The organism is Pseudomonas sp. NFACC13-1 (assembly GCF_900104425.1).
Classification (GTDB): domain Bacteria; phylum Pseudomonadota; class Gammaproteobacteria; order Pseudomonadales; family Pseudomonadaceae; genus Aquipseudomonas; species Aquipseudomonas fluorescens_AA.
In genome coordinates this window covers 19,555-46,052 of the sequence record NZ_FMXV01000028.1, presented here as the reverse complement: position 1 = coordinate 46,052, position 26,498 = coordinate 19,555, and the positions used below count along the sequence as shown (strand labels likewise).

Below are 26,498 nucleotides of genomic sequence, written 5' to 3'. Positions count from 1 at the left end.
CGCGAGCAGGCTCGCTCCCACAGTTTTAAGCTTTAGCGCCCCAGCAACCGCGCCAACCCCACACTCAGCGGCGTTTGCTGTGGGAAGCTGAAGCGCTGCACCAACCGGTGGTTGTCGGCCCGGGAATGGCGAATGTCGCCGGAACGCGCCGGGCCATAGCTGATCGGTGGCAGGTCGCCCACCACGGCGGCCAGGGCCTGGAGCATCTGCTTCAGGGTCGTGGCCTGGTTCCAGCCGACGTTCACCGCGCCCACTTCCACCTCGGGCTTCTCGATGGCCTGCACCAGCAAGTCCACCAAGTCTTCGACATAGACAAAGTCCCGGGTCTGCTCGCCGTCGCCGAATACGGTGATCGGCAGGCCCTTCTGTGCCCGTTCGCTGAAGATGCTGATGACCCCGGAATACGGCGAGGACGGATCCTGGCGCGGGCCGTAGATGTTGAAGAAGCGGAACACCACCGGCTCCAGGTTGTGCTGGCGGCGATAGAAATCGAAGTAGAACTCGCTGGCGAGCTTGTCCGAAGCATAGGGCGTGAGCGGGGCCTTGGGGGTTTCCTCGTCGATGGACTCGCCTTCGCCGTTGTTGCCGTAGACCGCTGCGCTGGAAGCGAACAGCACCCGCTTCACCCCGCTCTGGCGCATGGCTTCGCAGACATTCAGGGTGCCGATGAAATTGCTCTGGTGCGTACGCACCGGGTCATCCACCGAGGCTTGCACCGAGGCCACCGCAGCCAGGTGCGCCACGGCGCTGCAACCGGCCATGGCCCGGGCCACCAGGGCGGCATCGGCGACGTCGCCTTCGATCAGTTCGACCGCCGGGTTGTCCAGCGGCAGGTTGCTGCGCTTGCCGGTGGACAGGTCATCGAGGATACGCACCGCATGCCCCTTGGCGAGCAAGGCGTCGGTCAGGTGCGAACCAATGAAACCCGCGCCGCCGGTGATTAAAACAGGGCCTTCAGCCATGGCGATAAAACCTATCCAGTAAGCCCGGGAGTGCTGCGCGCCAGGCGCGGGGCTTGATCCCGAAAGTGTGCAGAATTTTCTTGCAGGCCAGCACCGCGTGCTGCGGTTCTTCCGCGGCGTCCGGCCGTGCGGCATGGGCCTGGGGCGTGGGCGACTCGATGGCCAGCGGATGCAGGGCGCGGGCTTCGGTGAGGATCGCCTGGCCCAGCGCCAGTGGCGTGGTCGCCTCATGCCCGGCGTAATGATAGGTGCCCCACAGCGGCGCCGCGCAATCGAGTTGCTTGAGCACCGAAATGATCACCCGCGCGGCATCGTCCACGGGCGTCGGATTGCCCCGGCGGTCGTCAGCCAACAACAGCTCTTCGGGTTGCTCGGCCCTGGCCAGGAAACGGCCGAGGGTGCCATCGGCGCTGTCGTCCAGCAGCCAGCCAAAACGCAGCAACACATGCTGCGGGCAGGTGGCGCGCACGCTTTGCTCGATCCGCCACAGCGCCTGGCCGCGCACGCCCAGGGGCACGGGCTCGTCCTTCTCGCTGTAGGCCGTGGCACGGGAACCGTCGAACACCCGATAGCTCGACGGTTGCAGCAAGATGATGTTGTGATGCTGGCACAGCCCGGCCAGACGCTCGACAGCGCGCTCCTGGCCGGCCAGGCGCTGCTCGCTGACGGCCTCGGCCTGGAACCAGTCGAAGTAGTACGCCAGGTTGATCAAGGCGTCCGGCCGGGTGTCGTCGAGCAGCTGCGTCAGGCTCGCGGCATCCCAGCCGTCTTCGGGCGGGCGGGGGGCAAGAAAACCGATGTCTTCTTCTGCACCGAGGCGAATCAGCGCCTGCCCAAGGGCATTTCCGCCGCCCAGTAACATAAGGCGCATTCGCATAAAGTCAGCAGGCCCACTCTATTGGCACAAAAATTGGGTCGACAACGCCCGCAGGCGTTGCCGGAATCGTTGCATTTTGCGGGTTTAGTGCGCAACCGTCACCCGTAAAGTGTGGATCCGGCATTTGTGTGCGCCTTGAGGCCGCTATCGCGAGCAAGCTCGGCTCCCACAGGGATCGCATAGGCACTGATATCTCCTGTGGGAGCGAGCTTGCTCGCGATGAGGCCCTGACAGGCGATGCAGATCTCAGCCGGTACTTGCATCTCCCCCGCTCCGCCCGCATAAACTGCCCTATGAATCTGCCCCTTGCAGCCGACCACGCCATGGCAGGCTTTCACCCCGCCGTTCGCGCCTGGTTCAGCCAGACCTTCCCGGCGGTCACGGCCGCCCAGGCCCGGGCGTGGCCGTTGATCGGCCAGCGGCGCTCGGTGCTGGTCGCGGCGCCCACCGGCTCGGGCAAGACCTTGACCGCGTTTCTCGCGGTGCTCGATGACCTGGTGCGCCGCGGCCTGGAACAAGGAGGCCTGCCGGACCAGACCCTGGTGGTGTATGTCTCGCCGCTCAAGGCCCTGAGCAACGATATCCAGATCAACCTGCAGAATCCCCTGGCCGGCATCACCGAGCAGTTGCAACGAATGGGCTTGCCACCCTTGCCGATCACCACCGCCGTACGCACCGGCGACACGCCGCAAAAAGACCGCTCGGCGATGCGCAAGACTGCGCCGCACATCCTGGTGACCACGCCCGAATCGCTCTACGTGCTGCTCGGTTCCGACTCCGGCCGGCAGATGCTCGCCAGCACCCGCACGGTGATCGTCGATGAAATCCACGCCATCGCCGCCAGCAAGCGCGGCAGCCACCTGGCCTTGAGCCTGGAGCGCCTGCAAGCCCTGTGCGCCGAACCCCTGATGCGCATCGGCCTGTCGGCCACGCAAAAGCCCATCGAAGCGGTGTCACGCTTTCTCGTCGGTGAAGGCCGCGCCTGTGAAATCGTCGACATCGGCCACGCCCGTCCCCGGGACCTGGACATCGAGGTGCCACCGGTGCCGCTGTCGGCGGTGATGGCCAATGACGTGTGGGAGCTGGTCTACAACCGCCTCGCCGAGCTGGCCCGAGAGCATCGCACCACCCTGGTGTTCGTCAACACGCGGCGCTTGGCCGAACGCCTCAGTCGCCATCTGAGCGAACGCCTGGGCAAGGACGCCGTGGCCGCCCACCACGGCAGCCTGGCGAAGGAATTTCGCCTCGACGCCGAACAACGCCTCAAGCGCGGCGAACTGCAGGTACTGATCGCCACCGCCTCCCTGGAACTGGGCATCGATATCGGCGATGTCGATCTGGTCTGCCAGATTGCCTCGCCCCGTTCGATCTCGGCGTTCCTGCAAAGAGTCGGACGCTCGGGCCATCAGGTCGGCGGCACGCCCAAGGGCCGCCTGTTCGCCACCACCCGCGACGACTTGATCGAATGCGCCGCCCTGCTCGATTGCGTGCGCCGTGGCGAACTCGACATCCTGCACATCCCCAAGGCGCCGCTGGATGTGCTGGCCCAACAGATCGTCGCCGAAGTCAGTTGCCAGGAATGGCCGGAACAGGCGCTGTTGGAAACCTTCCGCCGCGCCTCGCCCTACGCCGAGCTGGACGAAGGGCATTACCAGGCGCTGTTGCAGATGCTCGCCGAAGGCCTCAATGGCCGCCAGGGCGTGCGCAACGCCTACCTGCACCGCGACGCCGTGACCCGGACCCTGCGCGGGCGCCGGGGCAGCAAACTGACGGCGGTGACCAGCGGCGGCACTATTCCGGACAACGCCGACTACAGCGTGCTGCTCGAACCCCAGGGCTTGAACATCGGCAGCGTCAACGAAGACTTCGCGGTGGAGAGCATTGCCGGCGATGTGTTCCAACTGGGCAATACGTCCTATCGCATCATCCGCGTCGAGGCCGGTCGTGTGCGGGTCGAGGACGCCCAGGGCCAACCGCCGACCATTCCGTTCTGGCTCGGCGAAGCCCCGGGGCGCAGCGACGAATTGTCTTTGGCCGTGGCCCGCCTGCAAGCCCAGCTTGATCACCTGCTCGGCGCCACGCCGGGCAACCTGCAACCGGCCCTCGACTGGCTGACCGGCACCTTGCGCCTGAACCTCGCCAGCGCCGAACAATTGATCGATTACCTGGCCCCGGCGCGCCTGGCCTTCGGCGCCCTGCCGTCCCAGGATACGCTGCTGATGGAGCGGTTTTTCGACGAATCCGGCGGCACCCAACTGATCATCCACACGCCCTTCGGCAGCCGCATCAACCGCGCCTGGGGCCTGGCCTTGCGCAAGCGCTTCTGCCGCACCTTCAACTTCGAATTGCAGGCCGCCGCCAGTGAAGACGCCATCGTGCTCTCGCTCTCCACCAGCCACAGCTTCGAACTGGACGAAGTCTGGCGCTACCTGAACAGCCACAGCGCCGAACAGATCCTGGTCCAGGCGGTGCTGGATGCACCGCTGTTCGGCGTGCGCTGGCGCTGGAACGCTGGCGTGGCCCTGGCCCTGCCGCGCTACACCGGCGGGCGCAAAGTCGCCCCGCAGATCCAGCGGATGAAAAGCGAAGACCTGATCGCCAGCGTGTTTCCGGACCAGATCGCCTGCCTGGAAAACCTGGCCGGCGAGCGGGAGATCCCCGATCACCCGCTGGTGGAACAGACCCTCGACGATTGCCTGCACGAAGCCATGGACAGCGAAGGTTGGCTGGCGCTGTTGCGGCGCATGGAAGCGGGCCAGATTCGCCTGATCAGCCGCGACCTGCCGGCGCCCTCGCCGCTGGCGGCAGAAATCCTCAGCGCCCGTCCCTACACCTTTCTCGACGACGCACCGCTGGAAGAACGGCGGACCCAGGCGGTGATCAACCGGCGCTGGAGCGATCCACAATCCACCGACGACCTTGGCGCGCTGGACGCCGAAGCCATCCAGTCGGTGCGGGATGAAGCCTGGCCGACGCCGGCCAATCTCGATGAGATGCACGAAGCCTTGATGAGCCTGGCCTGCATCGCCGACAGCGAAGCCGACGCCCACCCATCGTGGCGGGATTGGCTGCGGGCACTGGCCGCGAGTGGTCGCGCCAGCCACATACAGATCAGCGCCGAGCGGGGACTGTGGGTGCCGCTGGAACGCCTGAGCTGCTTGCAAGCCCTTTATCCACAGGCTCGCTGGGAACCGGCGCTGACCCCGCTGGCCGATTTCGATGAAGCCTGGAACGTTGACGAAGCCCTGGTGGAAGTGCTCCGCGCCCGGCTCAGTGCCTTCGGTCCGCTGCCGTTGAAGGCCATCGCCTACCCGCTGGGGTTGTCGACCCCGCAGGTCACCCAGGCCCTGGCGCAGCTCGAGCAGCAAGGCTACGTGCTGCGTGGGCGCTTCACGCCGGGCACCGGCCAGGAGGAATGGTGCGAGCGGCATTTACTGGCGCGGATCCATCGCTACACGGTCAAGCGCCTGCGCCGGGAAATCGAGCCGGTGATGTTGCAGGACTTCATGCGCTTCCTGTTCGACTGGCAGCACCTGTCGTCGTCCACCCAGGGCCGGGGCAATGCCGTGCTGCCGTCGATCCTCGGCCAGTTCGAAGGCTACCCGGCCGCCGCCTCAGCCTGGGACAGCGACCTGTTGCCCGGGCGGATCAAGGACTATTCGCCCGGTTGGCTCGATGAGTTGTGCCGCAGCGGCAAGTGGGTATGGACCCGCCTGAGCGCGCGCCAGAAGCCGTCCGCCAGTGCCCTGCGCAGTACGCCGGTGGTGTTGCTGCCGCGCAGCCAGGTGGCGTTGTGGAGCAGCCTGGCCGGGCAAACGGCCCTTGAGGAGTTGTCGCCCAAGACGCAGAAAGTCCATCAGGCCCTGAGCGAGCATGGCGCGCTGTTTTTCGATGAGCTGGCCCATGAAGCCCACCTGCTGCGCAGCGAACTGGAAATCGCCTTGCAGGAACTGGTGGGCGCCGGGTTGGTGAATGCCGACAGCTTTGCCGGCTTGCGCGCGCTGATCACCCCGGCCAGCAAACGCCAGGCCCGCAGCAGCCGGCGCGGCCGCGGCGCGTTTGTCGGCGGCATGGACGACGCCGGGCGCTGGGCCTTGTTGCGCCGCAGCCAACCCGCCCCCGTGGAAGGCAACCGCCCGACGCCCACTGCGCCGGAGACTCTGGAACACATCGCCATGACCTTGCTCCGGCGCTATGGCGTGGTGTTCTGGCGCTTGCTGGAGCGGGAGGCCGAGTGGCTGCCGAGTTGGCGCGAGCTATTGCGCACTTTCCATCGTTTGGAGGCGCGGGGCGATATTCGTGGTGGGCGGTTCGTCAGCGGCCTGGCGGGGGAACAGTTCGCCCTGCCCGAAGCGATTGCGTTGCTGCGCGAAACCCGCCGCCGCCCCACCGACGGCAGCTTGGTGGCGGTGTGCGGGGTCGACCCGCTGAACCTGGCCGGCACCTTGCTGCCGGGGGCGAAAGTGCCGGCGCTGGCGAGCAATCGGCTGGTGTATCGGGACGGGTTGCCGGTGGCGGCGTTGATCGCTGGCAAGCCGGTTTTCTGGATGGAATTGGATCAGCAGGGGATGGCTGAAGTCCGTAGCAAGCTGATCCAGAAAGGTTGAGGGTGGCTGAGCTGGCCCCATCGCGAGCAGGCTCGCTCCCACAGTTTGATCGCATTCCATCTGAAGAAACGCAGTCCTCTGTGGGAGCGAGCCTGCTCGCGATGAGGCCATAAGCCTCGCCATACAACCCGGCCATTATTGCGGCGGACCAGACACCTCATCGCCCACTTTCGACTCGGCTACAAGCCGCTGCGGCAACATCACCTGCTGTGGATAAGTCTGCGCAAAGTGCACCGCCGGGTGGTTATCCACAAGCTTCTTCAACTGCTGGTTGAACGCCCGGCTCACCGCATATTGCCCACCCGACACGGTGCGGAACTGCGCCGTGAGCACCACGCCGTTGAGGTCCATCTTGTCCACGCCGAACACATCCAGCGGCCCTTGCAGGTTGAACTTGAGAAACGGGTCTTCGGCGATCGAACGCCCGGCCTCGCGGATCAGCTCGATGGCCTGGTCGACATCGGTGTCGTAAGTGAATTGCACGGAGAAAAACGCAAAGGCGAATTGCCGGGACTGGTTGGTCACCGCCTTGATCTGGCCGAACGGCACCGAGTGCACGAAACCCTTGCCGTCGCGCAGGCGCAGGGTGCGGATGGTCAGGCCTTCGACGGTGCCGGCGTGGCCGGAGTCGAGCACCACCCAGTCGCCGATGGATAGCGTGTCTTCAATGATGATGAACAGCCCGGTGATCACGTCCTGCACCAGTTGCTGCGAACCGAAACCGATCGCCAAGCCCACCACCCCGGCACCGGCCAGCAACGGCGCGACGTTGATACCCAGGTTGGCCATGGTGGTGATCGCGCAAATCACCACCAGGATGATTTTCGCCGCGTTGCGCAACAGCGGCAGGATGGTCTTGACCCGGGTGCTGGGCTGGCGGGCGCCGCGTTTGTTCAGTGGCGGCTTCAAGGCTTCCTGGATTGCCGTGTCGAGCACCACCCACGTGAGCCAGGTCATCAGGAAAATCAGGCCGATACGGCTCAAGGAATCACTGATCGCCCGGCCCACGGCATTGCGCGAGGCGAACTCGAACAGGGAAATGCCCCAGATCCGCCCGAGGATTTCAATGAATGCCACCGCCATGACGATCCGCAACAACGCATGCAGCAAGCTCAACAGCCGGCCCTTGTAGGCGCTGTTGCGTTGGATGGCCTCGGCCTTGGGCGACTTGAAGATGTGCTGGAACACCGTGCTGAGGAACACCATCGCAATCAGCAGGATCGTGGTGAACAACGCGCAACGCAGGGCTTTCTGGTTGTCCTCGCCGACACCGATCAGGCTCACCGCCGACACCAGCACCATCAACAGGATCGGCCAATACCAGAGCCCGGAGAAAATCCGCAACGACTCCTGCAAGGCCGGTTGTTTCAAGCGCTGGGCCAGGGGGCGGTTGCGGATCAGGTGCGCCACCGGGCGGCGCATGCGGATCACCAGCCAGCCAAAGATGATCGACGCCGACAACCCGGTGAACACCGCGACGCTGCTGGTGATGTTGCCGCCCAGTTGCCGGGCGATCTGCGGACTGGTCAGGGCATCGCTGAGGGCGGCGAGAAAGCCGATCAGGAACAACGGTCGGGGGCTGAAACGCCGGATCATCGCCACCGCCCGGCGTTTGTGGCCGGCGTTGAACATCACGATCACGCACAGCAACACCGAGGTGGAAAAAATACCGCTGCTGGTGGCGTAGGCGAAGCACAACGCCAGGGCGCGACCGACCGAGACTTGCAGAAAGTGACTGACATAGAGGGTCAACGGCAGGCAGATCAATGCCGCAGCGGTGTACGGCAGCAGATAACCGAGCAGGTCGCGCAAGCGCCGGCGGGTGCGCAGCCAGCGCCGGTGGCCCAGATGTCGCAACAACAACCGCGCCGCGGACCAGATAACCGCAAACGCGCCGATCCAGACACTGGACAACAACAGGAAATCCCCTGCCACGCGCCAGGACGAACGGGACGTCTGGTCCACCAGCCGGTCCACCTCGTCCGCCGCCCGGTCCGCCCGCAGGCGCCAGGCATCCACCAGGCTTTGGTTGAGGTCGAGTTTGTCCTGGACGTCGTCGATGCTCGAACTGATGGCCCCCAATAAACCGCCCTGTACCAGCGGCGCAGGTTCGGCGGGCGGTTCATCGGGCTTGGTGGTGCCAGGGACAGCGGCGGTCCCGTAGGCGCTGGTGCCGGTCAGCGCCAGCAAGAACAGCAGCAATACAGTGCTCAATCGAGACAAAACGCGAGGCTCCTTCACACGGGATCGGTAAGGAACTGATCAATATTGGGCCGGCAAGTTCGGTTTTGGCGGGATGTGAGCATCGAGAGCCAATAAATCTCTGTAGGAGCTGCCGAAGGCTGCGATCTTTTGATCTTGAGCTTTCACTCGCGATTCAATTGTCTGGGACAGGATCGCAGCCTCGTTGCACTCGACAGCTCCTACAGGCGTAGTCCAGCAGGGAGCCCCTCGCCCCGACAGTATTCACTGCCACCGGGCATCCCATCGAAACTTTCCAGGCTCCGCGACAGTCATCAAAAGACACAGGCGGTACGAGGTCATTGGCACGGGAGGGATACATGACGGCGATCCACATTGGCATTTCCGGCTGGCGCTACACGCCTTGGCGGGGGGATTTCTACCCGAAGGGGTTGACCCAGAAACGGGAACTGCAATTTGCCTCGCGAGCGGTCAACAGTATCGAAATCAATGGATCGTTCTACGCCCTGCAACGCCCCGAACGGTATGCCCAGTGGTATGCCGAGACGCCGCCCGGCTTCGTGTTCAGCGTCAAGGCCCCGCGCTTCATCACCCACATCAAGCGCCTGCGGGACATCCGCAAACCTTTGGCCAACTTCTTCGCCTCCGGCGTGCTGGAACTCAAGGAAAAACTGGGGGCGATCCTCTGGCAGTTTCCACCCAGCTTCAAGTTCGACCCCGAGCTGTTCGAAGACTTCCTCAAGCAATTGCCCCACGACACCGAAGGCGCCGCCGCCCTGGCCCGGGAGCATGAGCCGCGCCTGGACGGCCATGCCAGCACCGAGACCGATAAAAAGCGGCCGCTGCGCCACGCCGTGGAAATCCGTCATGAGAGTTTTATCGACCCCCACTTCATCACGTTGCTCAAGCGCTACGACGTGGCCCTGGTGATCGCCGACACGGCCGGCAAATGGCCCTATCGCGAAGACGTCACCAGCGATTTCGTCTACCTGCGCCTGCACGGCGCCGAGGAGTTGTACGCCAGCGGCTACACCGACGAGGCGTTGAAGCGTTGGGGCGACCGGATCGAGGCCTGGAGCCACGGCAAGCAGCCGAGCGACGCGCACCTGATCGACCCGGACAAGAAACCCCGGGCACGCAAGAGCCGGGAAGTGTTCTGCTATTTCGACAACGACATCAAAGTCCGCGCGCCCTACGACGCACGCCATTTGCTGGAACGTTTCCATCTGGACAAGGACCTCGCCACCGCGCCCGGCCAGCGACCGGCCGAAGGGGTGTTGCCATGAACCGTCCGCAAACCAGCGAAGCGACCTGCGAGCCGACCCGACAAGGGGCTCAGGATCTCGACCGGGTCAGCCGTTTCACCGTGCTGACCGTCAACACCCACAAGGGCTTCACCGCCCTGAACCGGCGCTTCATCCTGCCGGAACTGCGCGAAGCGGTGCGCAGTGTGTCCGCCGACGTAGTGTTCCTGCAGGAAGTCCACGGCACCCACGAACACCATCCCCAGCGCTACAGCAATTGGCCGAGCATGCCGCAATACGAATTCCTCGCCGATACCCTCTGGCCTCAATTCGCCTATGGGCGCAACGCGGTGTACCCGGCGGGCGACCATGGCAATGCGTTGTTGTCGAAATTCCAGATCATCCGCCACGACAATCTGGACGTGTCCATCAGCGGCCATGAAAACCGCGGCATGCTCCACAGCGTGCTGCGCCTGCCGGGCGATGGGCAGGATGTGCATGCCATCTGCGTCCACCTGGGGCTGCGCGAAGGGCATCGTGTCGAGCAACTCAAGCTGCTTTGCCAACGCTTGAGCGAACTGCCGCCCGAGGCACCGGTGATCGTTGCCGGCGACTTCAACGATTGGCGCGGCAAAGCCAGTGAACTGCTCGAACCCTGCGGCCTGCGGGAAGTGTTCGCCGAACAGTGGGGCAAGCCGGCCCGCAGCTTTCCGGCGCGCCTGCCGATCCTGCGCCTGGACCGCATCTACGTGCGCAACCTCAAGGCCCATCATCCCAAGGTGTTGAACGTACGTCCCTGGTCGCACCTTTCCGACCATGCACCGCTGTCGGTGGAGATCGAATTATGAGCGCGACGATGGACAAGGCGACGGTGGAACAGGTCGACACGACGCCCACCGAACGCAACCCGGCGCTGGCCGATATCGAATACGGCTGGCACGGCAACAATCGCGTCACACTGCTGGAAAACGGCGAGGAATATTTCCCCAGGGTCTTCGAGGCCATTCGCCGGGCCGAAACAGAAATCCTGCTTGAGACCTTCATTCTGTTCGAGGACAAGGTCGGCTACGAACTGCGGGACCTGCTGGTGGAAGCCGCCCAGCGTGGCGTGCGCATCACCGTCAGCCTCGATGGCTTCGGCTGCGGTGAGTTGACCACCGCTTTCCTGGCCTCGTTGAGCGACGCCGGGGTGCGCTTGCAGATGTTCGACCCGGCGCCCCGGCACCTGGGTATCCGCACCAACTGGTTCCGCCGCCTGCACCGCAAGATCGTGGTGGTGGATGGGGTGATTGCCTTCATCGGCGGGATCAACTTTTCCGCCGACCACTTGGGGGATTTCGGCCCCGAGGCCAAGCAGGACTATTCCGTGGAGATCAAGGGGCCGGCGGTGGTGGACATCCATCACTTCGCCCTGCTGCAAAGCGGCCGTCCGTCCCGGGCCAAGTATTGGTGGCAACGCCGCCGCAGCCGTCGCAACGAACTGGCCTTCAGCGACCATGACGGCCAGGTGCGCCTGGTCTACCGGGATAACCACGAACATCAGACCGACATCGAAGAGGTCTACCTGCAAGTGCTGCGCAGCGCCCAGCGGCGGGTGGTGATCGCCAATGCCTACTTCTTCCCCGGTTACCGGTTGCTGCGCGAGATCCGCAACGCGGCGCGGCGCGGCGTGGAGGTGCGGCTGATCCTGCAAGGGCAACCGGACATGATGATCGCCAAGCTCGCGGCCCGGATGCTCTATGACTACCTGCTCAAGGCCGGCGTGGTGATCTACGAATACTGCGAGCGGCCGCTGCACGGCAAAGTCGCCTTGGTGGATGAGGACTGGAGCACGGTGGGGTCAAGCAACCTCGACCCGCTGAGCCTGTCGCTGAACCTGGAAGCCAACGTGCTGATCCGCGACCGGACGTTCAACCGCGAGCTGTTCGAGCGCCTCGACTACCTGATCCGCAACCATTGCACGGTCATGCCCGAAAACCATGCGCCGCGGGGCCTGCTGTGGCGCATGACCATCGGCTTCATGGTGTTCCACTTTTTGCGCCACTTCCCGGCCTGGGCCGGCTGGCTGCCGGCCCATAAACCGCGTCTGAAACCTTTTTCACCGCCGACGGCGGTCCGGAGCGAACCCCATGAACCACTCTGAAGCGCACACCGCGCCGAGAGATGCCCATGCGCCGGAACAGGCCAAGCCCAAATCCCGCTGGAGCCGGTGGAAAAGACCGCTGACGCTGGCGTTTTTCCTGCTGTTGATCGTGCTCTTCACCGCCCTGGCCCGGCGCATCGATTGGTCCGAGGTGTTCACCACCCTGGCTGATTTCAAAGTGCGCACCTTGATCATCGCTGCTGCGCTGACCATCACCAGCTTCATCACCTATGCCTGCTTCGATCTGATCGGACGGACCTACATCCGCCAGAAACTCGGTTGGCGGCAGATTTTGCCGGTGGGGGTGATCAGTTATGCCTTCAATCTCAATCTCAGCGCCTGGGTAGGCGGTATCGCCATGCGCTATCGACTGTATTCGCGGCTGGGCGTCAGCAGCGGGAACATTGCCAAGATCCTCGGGCTGAGCCTGGCCACCAACTGGTTCGGCTACATGACCCTGGCCGGGGTGGTGTTCAGCAGCGGCCTGGTGACCATGCCGCCGGGCTGGAAACTCAGCAGCGATGCGTTGCAAGGCGTGGGCGTGCTGTTGTTGTTGGCGAGTGCCGGATACCTGGCGGCCTGCCGGTTTTCCAAGCGTCGGGCCTGGACCGTCCGTGGCATGGAAATCAACCTGCCGTCGCTGCGCATGGCGGTGCTGCAACTGGCGTTGGGCGCGCTGAACTGGTCGTTGATGGCGGCGGTGATTTTCACTTTGCTGCCCAGCAAACTGGATTACCCGATGGTGCTCGGGGTGTTGCTGATCAGCAGCATTGCCGGGGTCATCACGCACATTCCGGCGGGGCTTGGGGTGCTGGAGGCGGTGTTCGTTGCCCTGCTGCAACATGAGGTGTCACGAGGCAGCCTGCTGGCGGGGTTGATCGCTTACCGGGCGATCTATTTCATCCTGCCGTTGCTGATTACTGTGGTGATGTACCTGGTGATCGAGGCGAAGGCCAAGGCGTTGCGGGTCAAGCCTGGGGTCAAGTGATGGGTTGCCTGGCCCCATCGCGAGCAGGCTCGCTCCCACATTGGATCTGTCGTGAACACACTATTTCGATCGCCACACACCCCCTGTGGGAGCGAGCCTGCTCGCGATGGAGCCCCCGCAAACACCGCACGATCAGCGTTCCTGGATGATGCTCAACCGCTCTCCCACCACCATTTCCGTGATCCAGTCCACCAGGATCGAGGTGTAGGCCTGTTGTGACACGGGGTCGCTCAAGGCATGGTCGGCGCCGTCGATGATGCGGTGGGTCAGCGAATGGGTCTGCTGGCACGCCGCCCGGTAGCTCATGATCGTGGCATGGGGCACGTAGGCATCGGTCTCGGACTCCACCAGCAACACATCGCCGGAGAACTGCGAGCACGCGTGCAAGGCGCGATTGGTGCTGGCGTGCACCAGGGTGCTGCGATAATCCAGCAGGTCAGTCTTGTCCAGGTCGCGCTTGGGCGTGTGCCATTGCTCGTCGCGGTACAACGCCGGCACCCGCAGGGCCAGCCAGCGCACCGGGCGCAGCGACGTCAGGATCGAGGCCAGGTAACCGCCATAGCTGGTGCCCACCACGGCAATCGCCGAAGTATCCAAGGCGGGGTGGGCGAGCAAGCGGTCGTATGCCGCCAACACATCCCGCAGGTTGTCCTCGCGGGTCACTCGGGACAACGGGATGCCCGCCCCGCCGGTGTGCCCGCGCAAGTCGAAGGTCAGGCACACGCAACCGAGGCCGGCGATGCCTTTGGCCCGTTCCAGGTCGCGCTCTTGGCTGCCACCCCAGCCGTGTACGAACAACACGCCTGGGACTTTCGATTTGGGACTCAGGAACGTCCCGTCCATGCGTTCATCGTCGATTTCGATTTGGATGGTTTCACTTCTAGCCGTCATAAGATTCAACCGTTACGTATTTGAGAAGAAAGTCGCTGTTGTGGGCCTCGCCGCGATAAACCTCCCTGGCCCCGGCTGGCAGCGGTTGGTCGAGGTAGGTTTCCACCGAAGACACCCGCACCGCGCTGGTCTCAGGCGTTTCGACGAACACCTGCAACGCCGCCAGTTCGGCGCTGCTGGCCCCGCCCATGCGCCACGACTGTTCCAACACGCCGCCACGGGGCTGGCCGGCGGCATCCAGGCCCTGGGCAATGTCGTAATTGCGCCGCGACGCAAAAAAGCCCGGGTAGGCCTGGTTGGCGGCGTCATCGAACACTTGCGCCAGCCGCACCGCCTCGCGCACGTCGTCGGGTAGTTCGAGCCTGAGCAACTCGATGTAGCCGCCCTGCACCACCAGCAGGTCCGACCCGCCGTACACCTCCAGCCCTTCGCTGTCGTGGGTCAGGTGTTGAACGCCGCAATAGCTCAGGACCTGGCCGTTGATGAAGCTCTGGCCGACGCTCTGGGTCTTGACCTCATTGAGGTGCTGTTCCAGCACCACGCCATCGCGAAACAGCGCCTGGGCGTCGGGCCCGGCGGCGACTTCATCGAACTGCGCCAGGCTCTTGATCAACCGTTGACCACGTCCGGCACAGGCATGGATCGGCTTGATGCGGATCGGCCCGGTGTAGAGCAAATGTTCGGCGGCCGGGCGGGCGTCCTTGAGTGAAAAGACCGTCACGCCGTCGAGCACCGCGCCTCGGGTGAGCTTGGCAAACAGCGGCGACCAGCCTTGGGGCGCCACCGCGTCCTTATTCAACAGACCGTGGGTAATCGCCTTGGTGCAGATAAAATCATGCTCGACATACCCACCCCACACATCCTCCGGCCCCTTCACCCCCAGGCGCATCAAGGTTTCGGCGCCGATCAGGGTTTGCGTGGGCAACAGATAAAGATCCTGACCGGCACTGAGGTCATGGCTGTCGCCGTACTCCCAACCCAGGATCTGCGCCAGCCACTGGGCCAGTGCACGGTTGGTCTCGACCTCATGGCGCGGCGCTTGTGGATTGACCGAATAGGCCACGACCCGTTTGTTGCGATTGACTGATGTCATGCGGTGCCCTTCCTCCTGCGCTCGATGGCTTTAGATATGCCTGTAAATCAGGAAAGTTGCAGAGATCAGGCCAACGGAGTGACGGATGATGAGGGGTCAGCCAAGCGGGCGCATCGCAAGCACTTGATAGCACCGGGCCTGTTTCATTCTGCACGACATGCGCTTGGCATCCCGCAAATTGCACGATGCCTCAAGTCAAATGCCACCCTGTGGCGAGGGGATTTATCCCCGCCGGGATGCGAAGCAGCCCCAAACGCAATCAATACCCACACGCCTGACACACCGCAAAATGCCAGGGCTGCTTCGCAGCCCAACGGGGATAAATCCCCTCGCCACAAAAAGCATTCACTGCGTCCTTGAAACACCCAGCGGGCTCACCCCGAACCTCGCCCGATAATCGCTCGGCGCCAACCCGGTGATTTTCCTGAACGTCGCGCGAAAGGCACTGGGGTCCTGGTAGCCGACGGTCCAGGCAATGTGATCGATGGTGCCATTGGTGAACTCCAGCATTTCCCGGGCCTTGCCGACCCGCAGGTGCTGGCAGTATTCGGTGGGCTTGAGCCCGGTGGCGGCACGGAACCGGCGCAGGAAGGTGCGCTCTTCCAGACCGGCCCGTTCGGCCATCGCACCGAGGGAAACCTCCACCGCGCCGTTGCTTTGCAACCAATGCTGGACCTTGAGAATCGCCGCATCGCCATGGCCGAGGATGGGCGCGAAGTTACTGCCGCACTGACTCGCGCTGTCGCTGTGTTCGATCACCAGAAATTGCGCGGTGCGCGTGGCGATGCTGGGCCCGAGCAGGCGGTCCACCAGGCGCAGTCCCAGTTCCGACCAGGCCATCAGCCCGGCGGTGGTGATCAGGTCGCCGTCGTCGACAATCGGTTTGTCGGCGTTGAGCTTGATCTTCGGGTAACGGGCGGCGAAATCCTTGGCCGAGCTCCAATGGGTGGTGGCGCTGCGCCCATCGAGCAGGCCGCTTTCGGCCAACAGGATCGAGCCGACACACACACCGCCCAACACGGTGCCGCCCGCATGCTGCGCCCGCAGCCAATCCATCAGCGTTGGCGAGGCCAGGTCGTCATCGAAGCCGGCGAGAGACGGCGGGATCAGCAACGCCACCAAATGGCCCGCCGGGCCGGTTTCGCTGTCGAACACCCGCTGCGGCGCCTCGCCGTTGTCGGTCTGCCAGTGACTGATCCGCAACCGTGGCAATTGTGCACTGGCGTGCTCGGCCGCGATCCGCTGGGCCACGGCGAACAGATCGGTCAAGCCATGCACCGCCGCCATTTGCGCGCCGGGGTAGATGAGCACCCCAAGCTCGGCGACTGCCCTTTGCTGCGCCATTGTCAGTTTTCCCTCGCTTATTGTCGTTGCGGCCAATCCTCGAACCGGTGGTAAAGGCCAATACTGGCGCCCTACCCCACCTGATCAAGGAAGCCCTCATGTCCAAGCAAGCGCTCATCGTAGTCGATATCCAGAACGACTACTTCCCCCAGGGAAAATGGCCGTTGGTCGGTGCCCAAGCCGCCGCCGATAACGCCGCACGGTTGATCGAAGCCTTTCGCCAGGCCGGCGACAACGTGGTGCATATCCGCCATGAATTCACCTCCGACGACGCGCCGTTCTTCACCCCTGGCTCCGAAGGCGCACAGTTGCACCCCAAGGTACTCAACCGCGCCGACGAACCGGTGGTCCTCAAGCACTTCGTCAATGCGTTTCGCGAAACCGAACTGCAAGCCCTTCTCGACCAGCACGGCATCGAACAACTGGTGGTGGTCGGCAGCATGAGCCACATGTGCGTCGATGGCGTGGTGCGGGCAGCGGCGGACCTGGGCTACGGCGTCACGGTGATCCACGATGCCTGTGCCACCCTCGACCTGGAATTCAACGGCGTCGTCGTGCCGGCTGCCCAGGTGCATGCGGCGTTCATGGCAGCGCTGGGGTTTGCCTATGCGAGCGTGGTGAGTACCGAGCACTTCCTGGCTGACCGTCAATAAGCCCACGACACAGCAAAAAAAACCGCACTTCATCACCCAAGTGCGGTTTTGTCTCAGGCATCCACGGCGTGTCTGGAGGCGATCAAGTCTCCAGCACGAGCAACAACCGCGGCATCGTCGCCACGAACCCCATCTGCTGCGCTTCGCGCGCCATCCCCTTCAGCTTCTCGCCACTGGCTTGATCGGCGTTGCGCAACCACTGCCCCGCCACATCGATCAGCCGCACATGATGGTTGATCCAGGCGCACGACGCCGACTCGGGCAATGCCGCCATCTGTTGCCCATGCCAGATAGCCTTTTCGGTATTGCCCGCCAACAGGCAGGTTTCAGCGGCCGCCACGCGAAAGCGCAAGGCGTTGTGGGCCAGGCAGGCTTGGGTGAGCTGGGCTTCGCCCTTCGCCAAGGCCTGCTGGCTGAATGGTCCGTCATCGCTGATCATCGCCAGGCTGCCGTAGACCCAAGGCCCGATGTAGCGCTGCAACTCGAAGCGTTCCACCAGGCTCGCCGCCTCCATGATCAAGGTCTGCGCCAGCCCGCGCTCGCCCTGGCGCAACGCCACCCGCGCCAACCCTTCCAGCAGGATCGCTTCGAAACGGCTGGCGCCAAGGCTGCGCGCCAACGTCAGGGCACTGTTCAGCTCTTGTTCCGCCAAGGCATCCTGGCCGCCCGCCACCAGCACCCAGGCCGCAGTGAGTCGCGAGAAAACCTGCGTTCGATGATTGCCCAGCCGGGTGCTGCATTCGATGGCTTCCATGGCGTCACGCAAGGCGGGCTCTGGCTGGCCCAGGTACAACTGCGCCGATCCACGAGCACTGCGATTGGCCGCCTCCATGTGTGTCCACCCATTGCGCTCGCACAGGCGTACGCATTGATCGAAGACCTCGTAGGCAGTCTGCATGCGCCCTTGTGCGTAGTAGGAGTCGCCAATGCCACTCAAGGCCTTGGCCTCGGTTTCCAGGTCCCGGCCGATGCGCGCAGAGGACAGCGCTTCTTCATGAAGACGGCGACACTCGGCGTAATCACCCCGTGGGAAATAGATATTCCCGCGCAAGTGATTCAACCGGGCAAGCGCCACATGGGCCTGCATGGACCGGGCGATGGGCAGCATGTCCTCGATCAGGCGCTCCTCCTCGTCCAGGCAATCGAGGGTATTGAGGACTGCCGCCAGCCCCAACGCGGCCTCGATCCGATCCTGCGGCTGCTCGGCCAATGCCAAGGCTCGCTGGAAATGCGCCCGGGCCTCCACGGTCTGGCCCAGGCCCGAGCACGCCTGGCCGCACAACAACGCGAAGGGAAAATTGCCCTGCGCGCGTTCGGCAAACGCCGAGCATTGCCGTGCCAGTGCAAGGACACTGTCGTACTGGCAGGCCAGCCGTTTTTCGCCCATGGCCACCAACAGCGCGTCGAACGCCGCCGGATCGTTGGCCCGGAGCAAATGCTGGGCATAAAGCACCCGGTCGCGCGCGCGATAGAGATTCGCCACCTCACCGTGCAGTTGCTCGCGCAGCAACGTGGGCATTGAATCGTAGAGGCAGTGCATGACCAGGTCGTGGACAAACAGATAGCTGCCTGGCTCGACCTCCCGCAACAACCCCTGGCGCATGTCCGCGGTCGGCAGATAACCGGGCTGCCCCAGCGCTTCGCGCCACAGCGTCAGCTCGAAGCGATTGCCCAGCACCGCGGCGTAATGCAGGGCGCGACGTTGCTCGGGAGCCAATTTGTCAAAGCGGGTCTGGACCAGATGCCGCAGGCTGTCAGGGAAAACCCCTTGCTGGCTCGACAGCAGTTGCGTCAGGTACAGCGGGTTGCCTTGGGCACGGGCGACACATTCGGCCCGGTAGCGCGGATCGACCTCAGTGAATTGCTCCGCCAGGACCGTGGCCTCCCGCGCCCGGATCGGCGCGATATCGAGCACACTCATGGGACTGGAGGAATGCGTACGGATTTCGCTTTCCAGCGGATCGCCTTCGGGACGGGACGTCAGCAGCCAGACCACGGGCGCTTCGTCAGTGGCATCGAGCAGCCTGCCCAGCAGCATAAACAGCGTGGCATCGCCCCAGTGCAGGTCCTCGACGCAGATCAGCAAAGGCTGTTGCACTGCGATGCGCAGCAACACGTCGAGCAAGGCCTGAAACAGCCCCTGGGTACGGGCCTGGTTGCTCATCGCGCCATACAGGGTCAGAGACTCGGCAGACGACACACCCATCAGCACTTGCAAGAACAGGCGATGGTCGGCGGCCACGTTCAGGCGGGACAAAGCGGCGTCCAACAGCGGGGCGCTGACGGACGCCGCGCCACCCAGGTCGAGCAGGCTGGCCAGCAGTCGCCCCAGGGGCCAAAGGCTGTTGTCCATGCCGAAATCCAGCACATCGCCGCGATGGCAGGCAAAGCCACGCTGCCGGGCCATTTCGAAAAATTCGCTGACCAGGCGGGTCTTGCCAATGCCCGCCACGCCGCGCACATAGACGATGTGCCCGTCCTGGCATTCCTGGGTGGCCTCGATCACCGCCTTGAACTGCAAGAGCTCGATGGCCCGTCCCACCAACGGACGCGGCGCGTTTTCGTCGAGGCTGCGCGGGCGCAGGCATTTGCGATAGGCCTGGAACTCATCGTCGCTGGACGAAAACTCAAACCGTGCAGCGAGCTGCTCCAGCAGGTTTTGCGCAACATACACCGGGGCGTGGCCATGACGCTCCGACAGCGCCTTTTGCGCGAGCAGGACAGGTTCGATCACAGGCTCAGTGGTGTCGGCACTCAGGCGCACTAGCCGCAGCAACAAGGCATGCCCGGCCGTGACGAATTGCTCCCGACTCAGCGCCAGCGCGCAGAGCAGGCCCCGCTCGCTATCGCTGCGATAGGCCTGTGGCGAACCGAACTGGGCGATCACCACATCCTGCGTCATTCCCAGTGGAACGCCACCGAACTGACGCACCAGACGCTCGATTTCTTCCATGAACGTCGTCGCGGGCAGCCCATCGATCCGAAAGGACAGCTCCAGCACGTAGCGGATGACGCTGTCATCGACCTGTTGCAGCGCCTGTTGCGCAAAGGCCGTCTGGTGCACCGCGCTCATCGTCTGTTGGATATGCGCCAAAGCCGCCGAGGCGGGAGTGCTCAGCAGCTCACTCACATCGACCCCGAAGGCCGTCGCCAAGTGCCGAGCCGTGCGGTAAAGCACCGGCTTGCCGGTTTCGGCCCGCTTGATGGAGGCGATCGAGACGCACAGATGCCGGTTCAGGCAGGCCTCGGCCAGGGTTTCCTGGCTCAGGCCATGCTGTTTGCGCAGGCCTTTCAACGACACGGCGTCCAGCAGCACACGGCCGTCGGATATGGAGGCATCACGCCTGGGCAGGGCAGCAAAGGTGTTTGGTCGGGAGTCCATGTCGATAGCCCTTCTACCCTGGGACAACGGCAGCCGATCGAGTGTACTCCTGCGCCTCGCCCGGGTTAACGAAAAGATGGCATTTGGCCTGATACCAAACTGATACCGGACTGACACCGCTCTGGACTGTCCGCGTATCACCGCCCTCCCGATACTCACTCCCATCAATTGGCACCCAGTTGATACAACCTGAGCGATGGGAGAAAGGCGATGAGCGATGGACTGAAGGGCAACGCAGGCGATGACGTGCGGGATATCGGCGGCTCGCAATTACTGGGGCGCGGACTGAACCGGCTCGATTGGGCCGGCGACAGCAAGGAGTGCCTGAAGGTCGGCGATACCGAATCGGGCAAACGTGTGGTGCCGTACCGGAAAACGTCTTACAACGTGGGGAAAAACGTCACCCTGTCCACGGTCGTGGCCAACGACAATTTCTCGACCGAGACGTTTGCCTCCCGCGACGAATTCGAAAGACATACCCAGACGAGTGTCGAAGCCTCCGGCAAATACGGCGCCTTTTCCGCCGGTTTCAAAGCCACCTTCGGCAGTGAAATCAAGACGCTCGTAGAGCGCGAAGCCGCGCTCTACAGTCATACGGTGCGGTTATGGAAACTGACCTTCGACGTCACCCCCGCCAATGCGACGGAAGTGTTCAAGAAGCGCGTCGATGAGTTGCCCAAGGCCTTCGACCCGAGCAATCCGGCGCCGTTCTTCAATTTCCTGGTCGACTTTGGTGCCGATATCGTCAGCGAAGTGACTGTCGGTGGTTCGCTGAACTATGCGATGACCGCACTCAAGAGTTTCCTCAGCCAGACCAACACCCTCGATGCCATGGTCAAGGCCGAATACGGCGCCTTTGTCAGCGGCAGCGCGACCACCTCGGTCTCGGAAACGGTCAAGAAAAACATCGCCCATCGCAACGCCAACCTGACCACCCGGGGCGGCACGCACGCCATCGCTTTCAACCCAGTGGAACCGAGCAATTGCAATGCGGAGTTCGGCAAATGGCGCGAATCGCTGCCCGACGACCCGACCGTCGTGGAGTTGGCAATCGCGCCGGTCTATCGCTTCGTCAAGGAAGGCGAGACCCGTACGGCACTGGAGCAGGCCTACCAGTGGTACACCAGCTACAAGGCGGAAATCGAAGCCAATTGGCAAGAGTCGGTGGTTGTCCTCGGCCGCTCCGGGCGGCAAACCACCTCCAAGGCCGAAGCGACCCGCCCGGCCGTGCGAATGGTGTTCGTCGACAACAAAAGCAAGGAAACCAGCGAAAGTTTCCACTACCCACCCGCCGCGAATGCATCGGCCACGGAATTCGAACAGTTCTGGGATGCGCTGGCCCTGCTGCTGAGACAAAAAAGCGGGCAAAAATTGCTGATGGCCACTGAGCGCTGGCCGCGCGACGCACGCTACTACCCGACGTATGCCATGCGCGAGGCCCTGCTGTCCAACGGCGCCAGCGAAGTGTCGCTGATGCGCTGGGACACGCTGACCAAGCACATGCAGCCCAACCCGTTGTCCGGCCTGACCTATGTGCTGGCGGGAAATGACTTCGAGGTGCCCGGTGTCGATGGACTCATTGCCGGTTTTGGCCAGGCAGGCAAGGACCTCAACCCAACGGTGAAGGTCAAGGCTCGGTTTTCCCACGACTCGTTCGGCAAGGTCAAGTTGGTCAAAACCGCAACGACCGAGGAAGACCCTCGCACCGCGCTGTACATCGTGCGCAACAATACCGACGCCAAACCGGCCCTGGCGGTCGATCCGCAGAACCGGACCCGTATCGCCATGCAGACGCCGGACAGGCACAACCCGGGGCAGTACTGGTACATGCCCGAGCTGGAAAAACCTTATCTGGAAATCAACCACCCGGTGCTGCTGATCAACTACGAGACGGGAACCTGCCTGCAGGGCATGCACGACCAGGGCGACTGCCGGCTCAAGCCCATCGAACCGGGTCGCCAGCAGGACGACGTCATCTGGGACCGGCGCGGCGATGAGGTGTTTCACCTGTTGATGGTCTACAACTGGAGGGACGCCTTGTGCCTGACCCAGATTGAAAAACGCGCCGCCGTCCGGCCTTGGCGCCTGCCTCACGGCATGGACTGGTTGCGTGAGCAGCATCGTCCGTACAGTTGACACCCAATAGTCCCCCCCTGTGGGAGCGAGCTTGCTCGCGATGACGCTGGTTCAGCTTGCTTCAATGTTGAATGTGCCACCGCTATCGCGAGCAAGCTCGCTCCCACAGGTTCATTGGGCGATTGAGCGCCCTTTTCTCTAGCCTTCTTGCGTGCGTGGTCCCCATACGATGCAAGTCTTCAACAGTGTTCCCTTTATCGGCGATGGCGTGGAAACAGCCCTCGATCCCCGCCGGTTCCCCTACCTGTTCAACGACCATGGCCTGGCACGACCGAGTGTCCAGGAGCGCGGCCACCTGATCCAGCTCAGCCCCGAGAACCCGGCCCTGTCCCTGGGCACTCGCTACTCGGGCATCAGTTGGCGGGACCGTGAGGTTGCAACGAACAGCGGTTCCTACTGGATCAAGACGTTCGACTTCCATGCCAGCGAAGTGCACTACGCACCGATCTGGGCAACCAAGGAAACGGCGCAGGCCTTTGGCATGACCCTGCTCGGCAACGGCGAATGCCTGCGTTTCGAATACGACCAACTGATCCTGGGCCAATACACCTACGGCAAATGGGCCGGCCACCAGTCGCCCTACCTGGGCCCGGCGCGCCAGCGCGAGCTGCTGACCTACAACCCGACCGACCTCGAATACCACAACTTCCCCCATGCGTTCTTTTCCCGTTATGGCCGCTTGCCGCTGGTGATCAGCGTCGCCCGTTGGCGACCTGCGTCGAGGGAAATCCATTTGGCCGACCTGTGGCTGCGGCCCGGCGATGCGCTGGTCCTGCCGCCCAAGCACTACCCCGACATCGCCCCCAGTGATGCCCACGGCGTCGAAAACTGGCCGGCCGTCGTGGACCTGCATGGCAATCGAAACTCGGCGCTGGCCTGCTGGTTCGGAGAAGGTGAGGACTGTTTGCTGACGGAGACAATCCTGGCCAACTCGACCTTGATGAGCTCTCCCCAGGGCAAACCGCACTATCACGAAGAAAAAGCGCCGACGCGGCATGAATTACCGGCGGACTATCGGCCCTGAGAGGTGATAGCACGGCAAGTCAGACAGAAAAACCTGGATTGGCGGGGGCCAGGAAGAACCCAACCTCGGGCGAACCGTTTTTACTAGGCGTACTTGAGGAATAACGATAAGAATGGCCGGGCATTTTTCCCAAGAGCCAGCCGTATGAAACGCAAACGCCCGCCGCGCCTGGTCGAATCCCCGTTCCCGAGCACTGCATCAGCACCACTGCACCCGCCCAAGTGGGATTGCTCAAGCGACGTATCCAGGCCGGGGTACCTGGGCACGATGGTGTATGCCGTGGTGATCCTGCTGGCCTTGCCGGTCTACGGGCTGGCAGTGCTATCGACAAAGCTGTTCCATGTCGGACAAAACCTGTCGCCCCTCCACACAAGAGTGATCGAGGACCCTCTGTTCATAGCGCTCATGTTCATCAGCGCATTCATGGCCGTCTGCGTGCTCAACTGGCTGGCATCCGGACCTAAGGTGCTCGGCTTCTGCTTTGACGAACGCCAGCAACGCCTCACCTTCACCCAGTGCCGCCCTGCCCGGCAAACCACCGAAGAATGCGTGCCGTACAGAGATATCCACTCCATCAGGCCCTACATAACGACCGCTTCCGCCCACTTTTGTCACTTTGTGGTGTGCTTCGCCGGGGCCAATGGCAAACCGATCGAACTTCGGTTTTCGGATGTAACGGTGCGGGACATGGCGTTCCATGCCGAGTGGTTGAGGCAGTCAATTGGCGAGAGGATGCAGGAGGTATTGGATCTGGATCTGTGAGCGAGGTCGGGCTTGCCAGTGTCTCCAAAGTGACGAATCGGTTTGCGCCAGACAAATAAAAAGCCCCAAGTGCCGAGCGCTTGGGGCTTTCGTGACCTACCTGCGTAACGCTCTCAGGCAAGGATCAGAACGGGATATCGTCATCGAAGCTGTCGAAATCCGGAGCCGGTTGCGGCGCGGCCTGTTGCGGAGCCGACGGGCGCTCACGTTGTGGCTGTGGAGCCGACTGCTGTGGACGAGGTGCCTGCTGACGTGGGGCCGACTGCTGGTAGTTGTTGCCACCTTGTTGCTGGTCGCCCTGTGGACGGCCACCCAGCAATTGCATGGTGCCTTGCATGTCGACCACGATTTCGGTGGTGTAGCGCTTGATGCCGTCTTTTTCCCACTCGCGAGTCTGCAGCTTGCCTTCGATGTACACCTGCGAACCCTTGCGCAGGTATTCGCCGGCGATCTCGGCCACCTTGCCGAACATCGACACGCGGTGCCATTCGGTCTTCTCGACCTTCTGGCCGGTTTGCTTGTCGGTCCACTGTTCGCTGGTCGCCAGACTCAGGTTGGTCACGGCGTTGCCGTTCGGCAGGTAGCGAACTTCGGGATCCTGGCCGCAAGTACCGACCAATATGACTTTGTTAACCCCACGGGCCATAACGTTCTCCTAGGCTTCGCACGTGGTCGGGGCCGGGTTGTTCACCAGGCGCTCGAGCGTCGCGCGATCCAATAATTCGGTGTCGAGTTTGATATACACGGCCGCCTCGTCGGCGACCACCACTGCATCGGTTACTCCAACGACGGCCTTCAGACGCTCGGTCAGGCCAGCCTCACGAATCGCCTCGGGCGATAAGGGCAAGCGCAGGCTCGTCACATAGGGAGGTTCGCGCATGGTAACAGCAAAGGCTAACCAAAGTGCAGCCAGCGCGGCGCATCCCAGGAACACAACCGACAAACCGCCATGCTGGAACAGCCAGCCGCCGAGGATCCCGCCCAACGCCGAACCCAGGAACTGGCTGGTGGAGTAGACCCCCATCGCCGTGCCCTTGCCGCCCGCCGGCGAAACCTTGCTGATCAGCGACGGTAGCGAGGCTTCCAGCAGATTGAACGCGGTGAAGAACACCACCGTGCCGATCACCAGGGCCCGCAAGCTATCGCCGAACTGCCAGAAGAATAGCTCAGTGAGCATCAGCGTCACGACGGCGCCGAGCAAAACTCGTTTCATTTTGCGTCGTTTTTCGCCATAGATGATGAACGGGATCATGGCGAAGAACGAGATCAGCAACGCGGTCAGGTAGACCCACCAGTGCTGTTCCTTGGGCAGGCCGGCTTTCTCGACCAGCGCCAGCGGCAAGGCCACGAAGCTGGACATCAGCATGGCGTGGAGCACGAAAATGCCCAGGTCCAGGCGCAACAGGTCCGGGTGCTTGAGCGTCGGGATCAATGCCTGGCGCGCCACCCCGGATTCCCGGTGCTGCAACGGCCCGGTGGCGCGCGGCACCATGAACGCCACGATCAGGATCCCCACCAGCGCCATGGCACCGGTCGCCAGGAACAGGCCCGACAAGCCAAAGGCCCGGGTCAGCAGGGGACCGACCACCATGGCCACGGCGAATGACAGACCGATGGTCATGCCGATCATGGCCATGGCCTTGGTCCGGTGCTGTTCGCGGGTCAAGTCCGACAGCAGCGCCATGACGGCCGCGGAAATGGCCCCGGCACCCTGCAGGATGCGTCCGGCGATCACGCCCCAGATCGAGTCGGCATTGGCCGCCAGCACGCTGCCGAGGGCGAAGACGATCAGCCCCAGGTAGATGACCGGACGCCGGCCGATGCGGTCGGAAATGATCCCGAACGGGATCTGGAAGATCGCCTGGGTCAGGCCATAAGCACCAATCGCCAGGCCGATGAGGGCCGGGGTGGCGCCTGCCAGGTCCATGCCATAGGTCGCCAGCACCGGCAACACCATGAACATGCCCAGCATACGGAAGGCGAACACCAGGGCCAGACCGCCTGCTGCGCGTGTCTCGCCACGACTCATGCGTTCGCTGTGGGGATCTTGCATGGAAAAACCTCATGTGAACCGGCGGCGATTCTACCAGTCCCATCGATTGAGAGGGTATATGGCGACCGTTTGCCGCGCAGTCTTCATGTATGGCTGCAATCGCGCCTTCAATAGTGTGCATCCATCCAGTATTTGCC

At 63.3% G+C, this 26,498-nt stretch carries 18 protein-coding genes; 9 read left to right on the top strand and 9 right to left on the bottom strand.

The window, feature by feature from the left end; genetic code table 11:
* Positions 1-32: 32 nt before the first annotated feature.
* Both BLQ55_RS25850 and BLQ55_RS25845 read right to left on the bottom strand, forming a co-directional pair.
* Positions 33-962: an NAD-dependent epimerase/dehydratase family protein gene (locus BLQ55_RS25850; protein WP_092204477.1), complete on the bottom strand. Its 930-nt coding sequence runs from the start codon at positions 960-962 to the stop codon at positions 33-35.
* A complete protein-coding gene (locus tag BLQ55_RS25845) occupies positions 955-1,839 on the bottom strand; it encodes a sugar nucleotide-binding protein (RefSeq protein WP_092204476.1) in 885 nt (294 codons plus the stop codon). Before BLQ55_RS25845 ends, BLQ55_RS25850 begins: the two co-directional genes overlap by 8 nt.
* 293 nt (positions 1,840-2,132) lie before the next feature.
* Here BLQ55_RS25845 and BLQ55_RS25840 point away from each other — a divergent pair, with 293 nt between their 5' ends.
* Positions 2,133-6,446: a DEAD/DEAH box helicase gene (locus BLQ55_RS25840; protein WP_092258111.1), complete on the top strand. Its 4,314-nt coding sequence runs from the start codon at positions 2,133-2,135 to the stop codon at positions 6,444-6,446.
* A 135-nt stretch (positions 6,447-6,581) separates the two neighbouring features.
* On the opposite strand, the gene BLQ55_RS25835 is transcribed toward BLQ55_RS25840, so the two are convergent.
* Complete coding sequence (locus tag BLQ55_RS25835; RefSeq protein WP_092258107.1) at positions 6,582-8,669, bottom strand: mechanosensitive ion channel family protein; 2,088 nt, start codon at positions 8,667-8,669, stop codon at positions 6,582-6,584.
* A gap of 338 nt (positions 8,670-9,007) precedes the next feature.
* On the opposite strand from BLQ55_RS25835, the gene BLQ55_RS25830 reads away from it, so the two are divergent.
* Genes BLQ55_RS25830 through BLQ55_RS25815 form a run of 4 tightly spaced genes read left to right on the top strand, consistent with a single transcriptional unit; the run spans position 9,008 to position 13,023 of the window.
* A complete protein-coding gene (locus tag BLQ55_RS25830) occupies positions 9,008-9,934 on the top strand; it encodes a DUF72 domain-containing protein (protein WP_092204473.1) in 927 nt (308 codons plus the stop codon).
* Positions 9,931-10,740: an endonuclease/exonuclease/phosphatase family protein gene (locus BLQ55_RS25825; protein ID WP_092204472.1), complete on the top strand. Its 810-nt coding sequence runs from the start codon at positions 9,931-9,933 to the stop codon at positions 10,738-10,740. Before BLQ55_RS25830 ends, BLQ55_RS25825 begins: the two co-directional genes overlap by 4 nt.
* On the top strand, positions 10,737-12,035 hold the full coding sequence (gene clsB / locus BLQ55_RS25820) for a cardiolipin synthase ClsB (RefSeq protein ID WP_092258104.1): 1,299 nt from the start codon (positions 10,737-10,739) through the stop codon (positions 12,033-12,035). The genes BLQ55_RS25825 and clsB overlap by 4 nt, the downstream gene beginning before the upstream one ends.
* Positions 12,022-13,023, top strand: coding sequence for a lysylphosphatidylglycerol synthase domain-containing protein (locus BLQ55_RS25815; protein ID WP_092258101.1), 1,002 nt, complete (start codon positions 12,022-12,024; stop codon positions 13,021-13,023). The genes clsB and BLQ55_RS25815 overlap by 14 nt, the downstream gene beginning before the upstream one ends.
* 132 nt (positions 13,024-13,155) lie before the next feature.
* Here the strand turns inward: BLQ55_RS25815 and BLQ55_RS25810 are convergent, their stop codons facing one another.
* From BLQ55_RS25810 to BLQ55_RS25800, 3 genes are all read right to left on the bottom strand, one after another.
* A complete protein-coding gene (locus BLQ55_RS25810) occupies positions 13,156-13,914 on the bottom strand; it encodes an alpha/beta hydrolase family protein (RefSeq protein ID WP_092258098.1) in 759 nt (252 codons plus the stop codon).
* A complete protein-coding gene (locus BLQ55_RS25805; RefSeq protein WP_092258095.1) occupies positions 13,904-15,007 on the bottom strand; it encodes a DUF3182 family protein in 1,104 nt (367 codons plus the stop codon). The genes BLQ55_RS25810 and BLQ55_RS25805 overlap by 11 nt, the downstream gene beginning before the upstream one ends.
* Positions 15,008-15,352: 345 nt before the next feature.
* Positions 15,353-16,351 carry a GlxA family transcriptional regulator gene (locus BLQ55_RS25800; RefSeq protein WP_092258092.1) on the bottom strand — a complete coding sequence of 333 codons (999 nt, stop codon included), beginning with the start codon at positions 16,349-16,351 and terminating at the stop codon, positions 15,353-15,355.
* Between the two features lie 98 nt (positions 16,352-16,449).
* Here BLQ55_RS25800 and BLQ55_RS25795 point away from each other — a divergent pair, with 98 nt between their 5' ends.
* Positions 16,450-17,004 carry a cysteine hydrolase family protein gene (locus BLQ55_RS25795; protein WP_092258089.1) on the top strand — a complete coding sequence of 185 codons (555 nt, stop codon included), beginning with the start codon at positions 16,450-16,452 and terminating at the stop codon, positions 17,002-17,004.
* Positions 17,005-17,086: 82 nt separating this feature from the next.
* Here BLQ55_RS25795 and BLQ55_RS25790 read toward each other — a convergent pair whose 3' ends face one another.
* Positions 17,087-20,386: an ATP-binding protein gene (locus BLQ55_RS25790; protein ID WP_092258086.1), complete on the bottom strand. Its 3,300-nt coding sequence runs from the start codon at positions 20,384-20,386 to the stop codon at positions 17,087-17,089.
* 210 nt (positions 20,387-20,596) lie between these two features.
* Between BLQ55_RS25790 and BLQ55_RS25785 the strand changes: the two genes are divergently transcribed.
* The 3 genes from BLQ55_RS25785 to BLQ55_RS25775 all read left to right on the top strand — a co-directional run bounded on the left by BLQ55_RS25785 (position 20,597) and on the right by BLQ55_RS25775 (position 24,308).
* On the top strand, positions 20,597-22,522 hold the full coding sequence (locus BLQ55_RS25785) for an MAC/perforin domain-containing protein (RefSeq protein ID WP_092258083.1): 1,926 nt from the start codon (positions 20,597-20,599) through the stop codon (positions 22,520-22,522).
* A gap of 169 nt (positions 22,523-22,691) precedes the next feature.
* Entirely contained in the window at positions 22,692-23,546 is an 855-nt protein-coding gene (locus BLQ55_RS25780; protein WP_092258080.1) for a hypothetical protein, read from the top strand.
* Positions 23,547-23,690: 144 nt separating this feature from the next.
* Positions 23,691-24,308: a hypothetical protein gene (locus BLQ55_RS25775; protein ID WP_176814254.1), complete on the top strand. Its 618-nt coding sequence runs from the start codon at positions 23,691-23,693 to the stop codon at positions 24,306-24,308.
* 124 nt (positions 24,309-24,432) lie between these two features.
* Here the strand turns inward: BLQ55_RS25775 and BLQ55_RS25770 are convergent, their stop codons facing one another.
* Together BLQ55_RS25770 and BLQ55_RS25765 are read right to left on the bottom strand one after the other, a co-directional pair.
* Positions 24,433-24,954: a single-stranded DNA-binding protein gene (locus tag BLQ55_RS25770; RefSeq protein WP_092204461.1), complete on the bottom strand. Its 522-nt coding sequence runs from the start codon at positions 24,952-24,954 to the stop codon at positions 24,433-24,435.
* Positions 24,955-24,963: 9 nt separating this feature from the next.
* Positions 24,964-26,361 carry an MFS transporter gene (locus BLQ55_RS25765; RefSeq protein WP_092204460.1) on the bottom strand — a complete coding sequence of 466 codons (1,398 nt, stop codon included), beginning with the start codon at positions 26,359-26,361 and terminating at the stop codon, positions 24,964-24,966.
* Positions 26,362-26,498 lie beyond the last annotated feature (137 nt).

Bases quoted from the DNA above. Each gene is read 5' to 3' on its own strand.
- BLQ55_RS25815 (WP_092258101.1), top strand. From the start codon at position 12,022: ATGAACCACTCTGAAGCGCACACCGCGCCGAGAGATGCCCATGCGCCG.
- BLQ55_RS25840 (WP_092258111.1), top strand. From the start codon at position 2,133: ATGAATCTGCCCCTTGCAGCCGACCACGCCATGGCAGGCTTTCACCCC.
- BLQ55_RS25790 (WP_092258086.1), bottom strand. From the start codon at position 20,386: ATGGACTCCCGACCAAACACCTTTGCTGCCCTGCCCAGGCGTGATGCC.
- BLQ55_RS25830 (WP_092204473.1), top strand. From the start codon at position 9,008: ATGACGGCGATCCACATTGGCATTTCCGGCTGGCGCTACACGCCTTGG.
- clsB (WP_092258104.1), top strand. From the start codon at position 10,737: ATGAGCGCGACGATGGACAAGGCGACGGTGGAACAGGTCGACACGACG.
- BLQ55_RS25795 (WP_092258089.1), top strand. From the start codon at position 16,450: ATGTCCAAGCAAGCGCTCATCGTAGTCGATATCCAGAACGACTACTTC.
- BLQ55_RS25770 (WP_092204461.1), bottom strand. From the start codon at position 24,954: ATGGCCCGTGGGGTTAACAAAGTCATATTGGTCGGTACTTGCGGCCAG.
- BLQ55_RS25775 (WP_176814254.1), top strand. From the start codon at position 23,691: ATGAAACGCAAACGCCCGCCGCGCCTGGTCGAATCCCCGTTCCCGAGC.
- BLQ55_RS25825 (WP_092204472.1), top strand. From the start codon at position 9,931: ATGAACCGTCCGCAAACCAGCGAAGCGACCTGCGAGCCGACCCGACAA.
- BLQ55_RS25780 (WP_092258080.1), top strand. From the start codon at position 22,692: ATGCAAGTCTTCAACAGTGTTCCCTTTATCGGCGATGGCGTGGAAACA.
- BLQ55_RS25800 (WP_092258092.1), bottom strand. From the start codon at position 16,351: ATGGCGCAGCAAAGGGCAGTCGCCGAGCTTGGGGTGCTCATCTACCCC.
- BLQ55_RS25765 (WP_092204460.1), bottom strand. From the start codon at position 26,361: ATGCAAGATCCCCACAGCGAACGCATGAGTCGTGGCGAGACACGCGCA.
- BLQ55_RS25810 (WP_092258098.1), bottom strand. From the start codon at position 13,914: ATGACGGCTAGAAGTGAAACCATCCAAATCGAAATCGACGATGAACGC.
- BLQ55_RS25805 (WP_092258095.1), bottom strand. From the start codon at position 15,007: ATGACATCAGTCAATCGCAACAAACGGGTCGTGGCCTATTCGGTCAAT.
- BLQ55_RS25785 (WP_092258083.1), top strand. From the start codon at position 20,597: ATGAGCGATGGACTGAAGGGCAACGCAGGCGATGACGTGCGGGATATC.
- BLQ55_RS25850 (WP_092204477.1), bottom strand. From the start codon at position 962: ATGGCTGAAGGCCCTGTTTTAATCACCGGCGGCGCGGGTTTCATTGGT.
- BLQ55_RS25845 (WP_092204476.1), bottom strand. From the start codon at position 1,839: ATGCGAATGCGCCTTATGTTACTGGGCGGCGGAAATGCCCTTGGGCAG.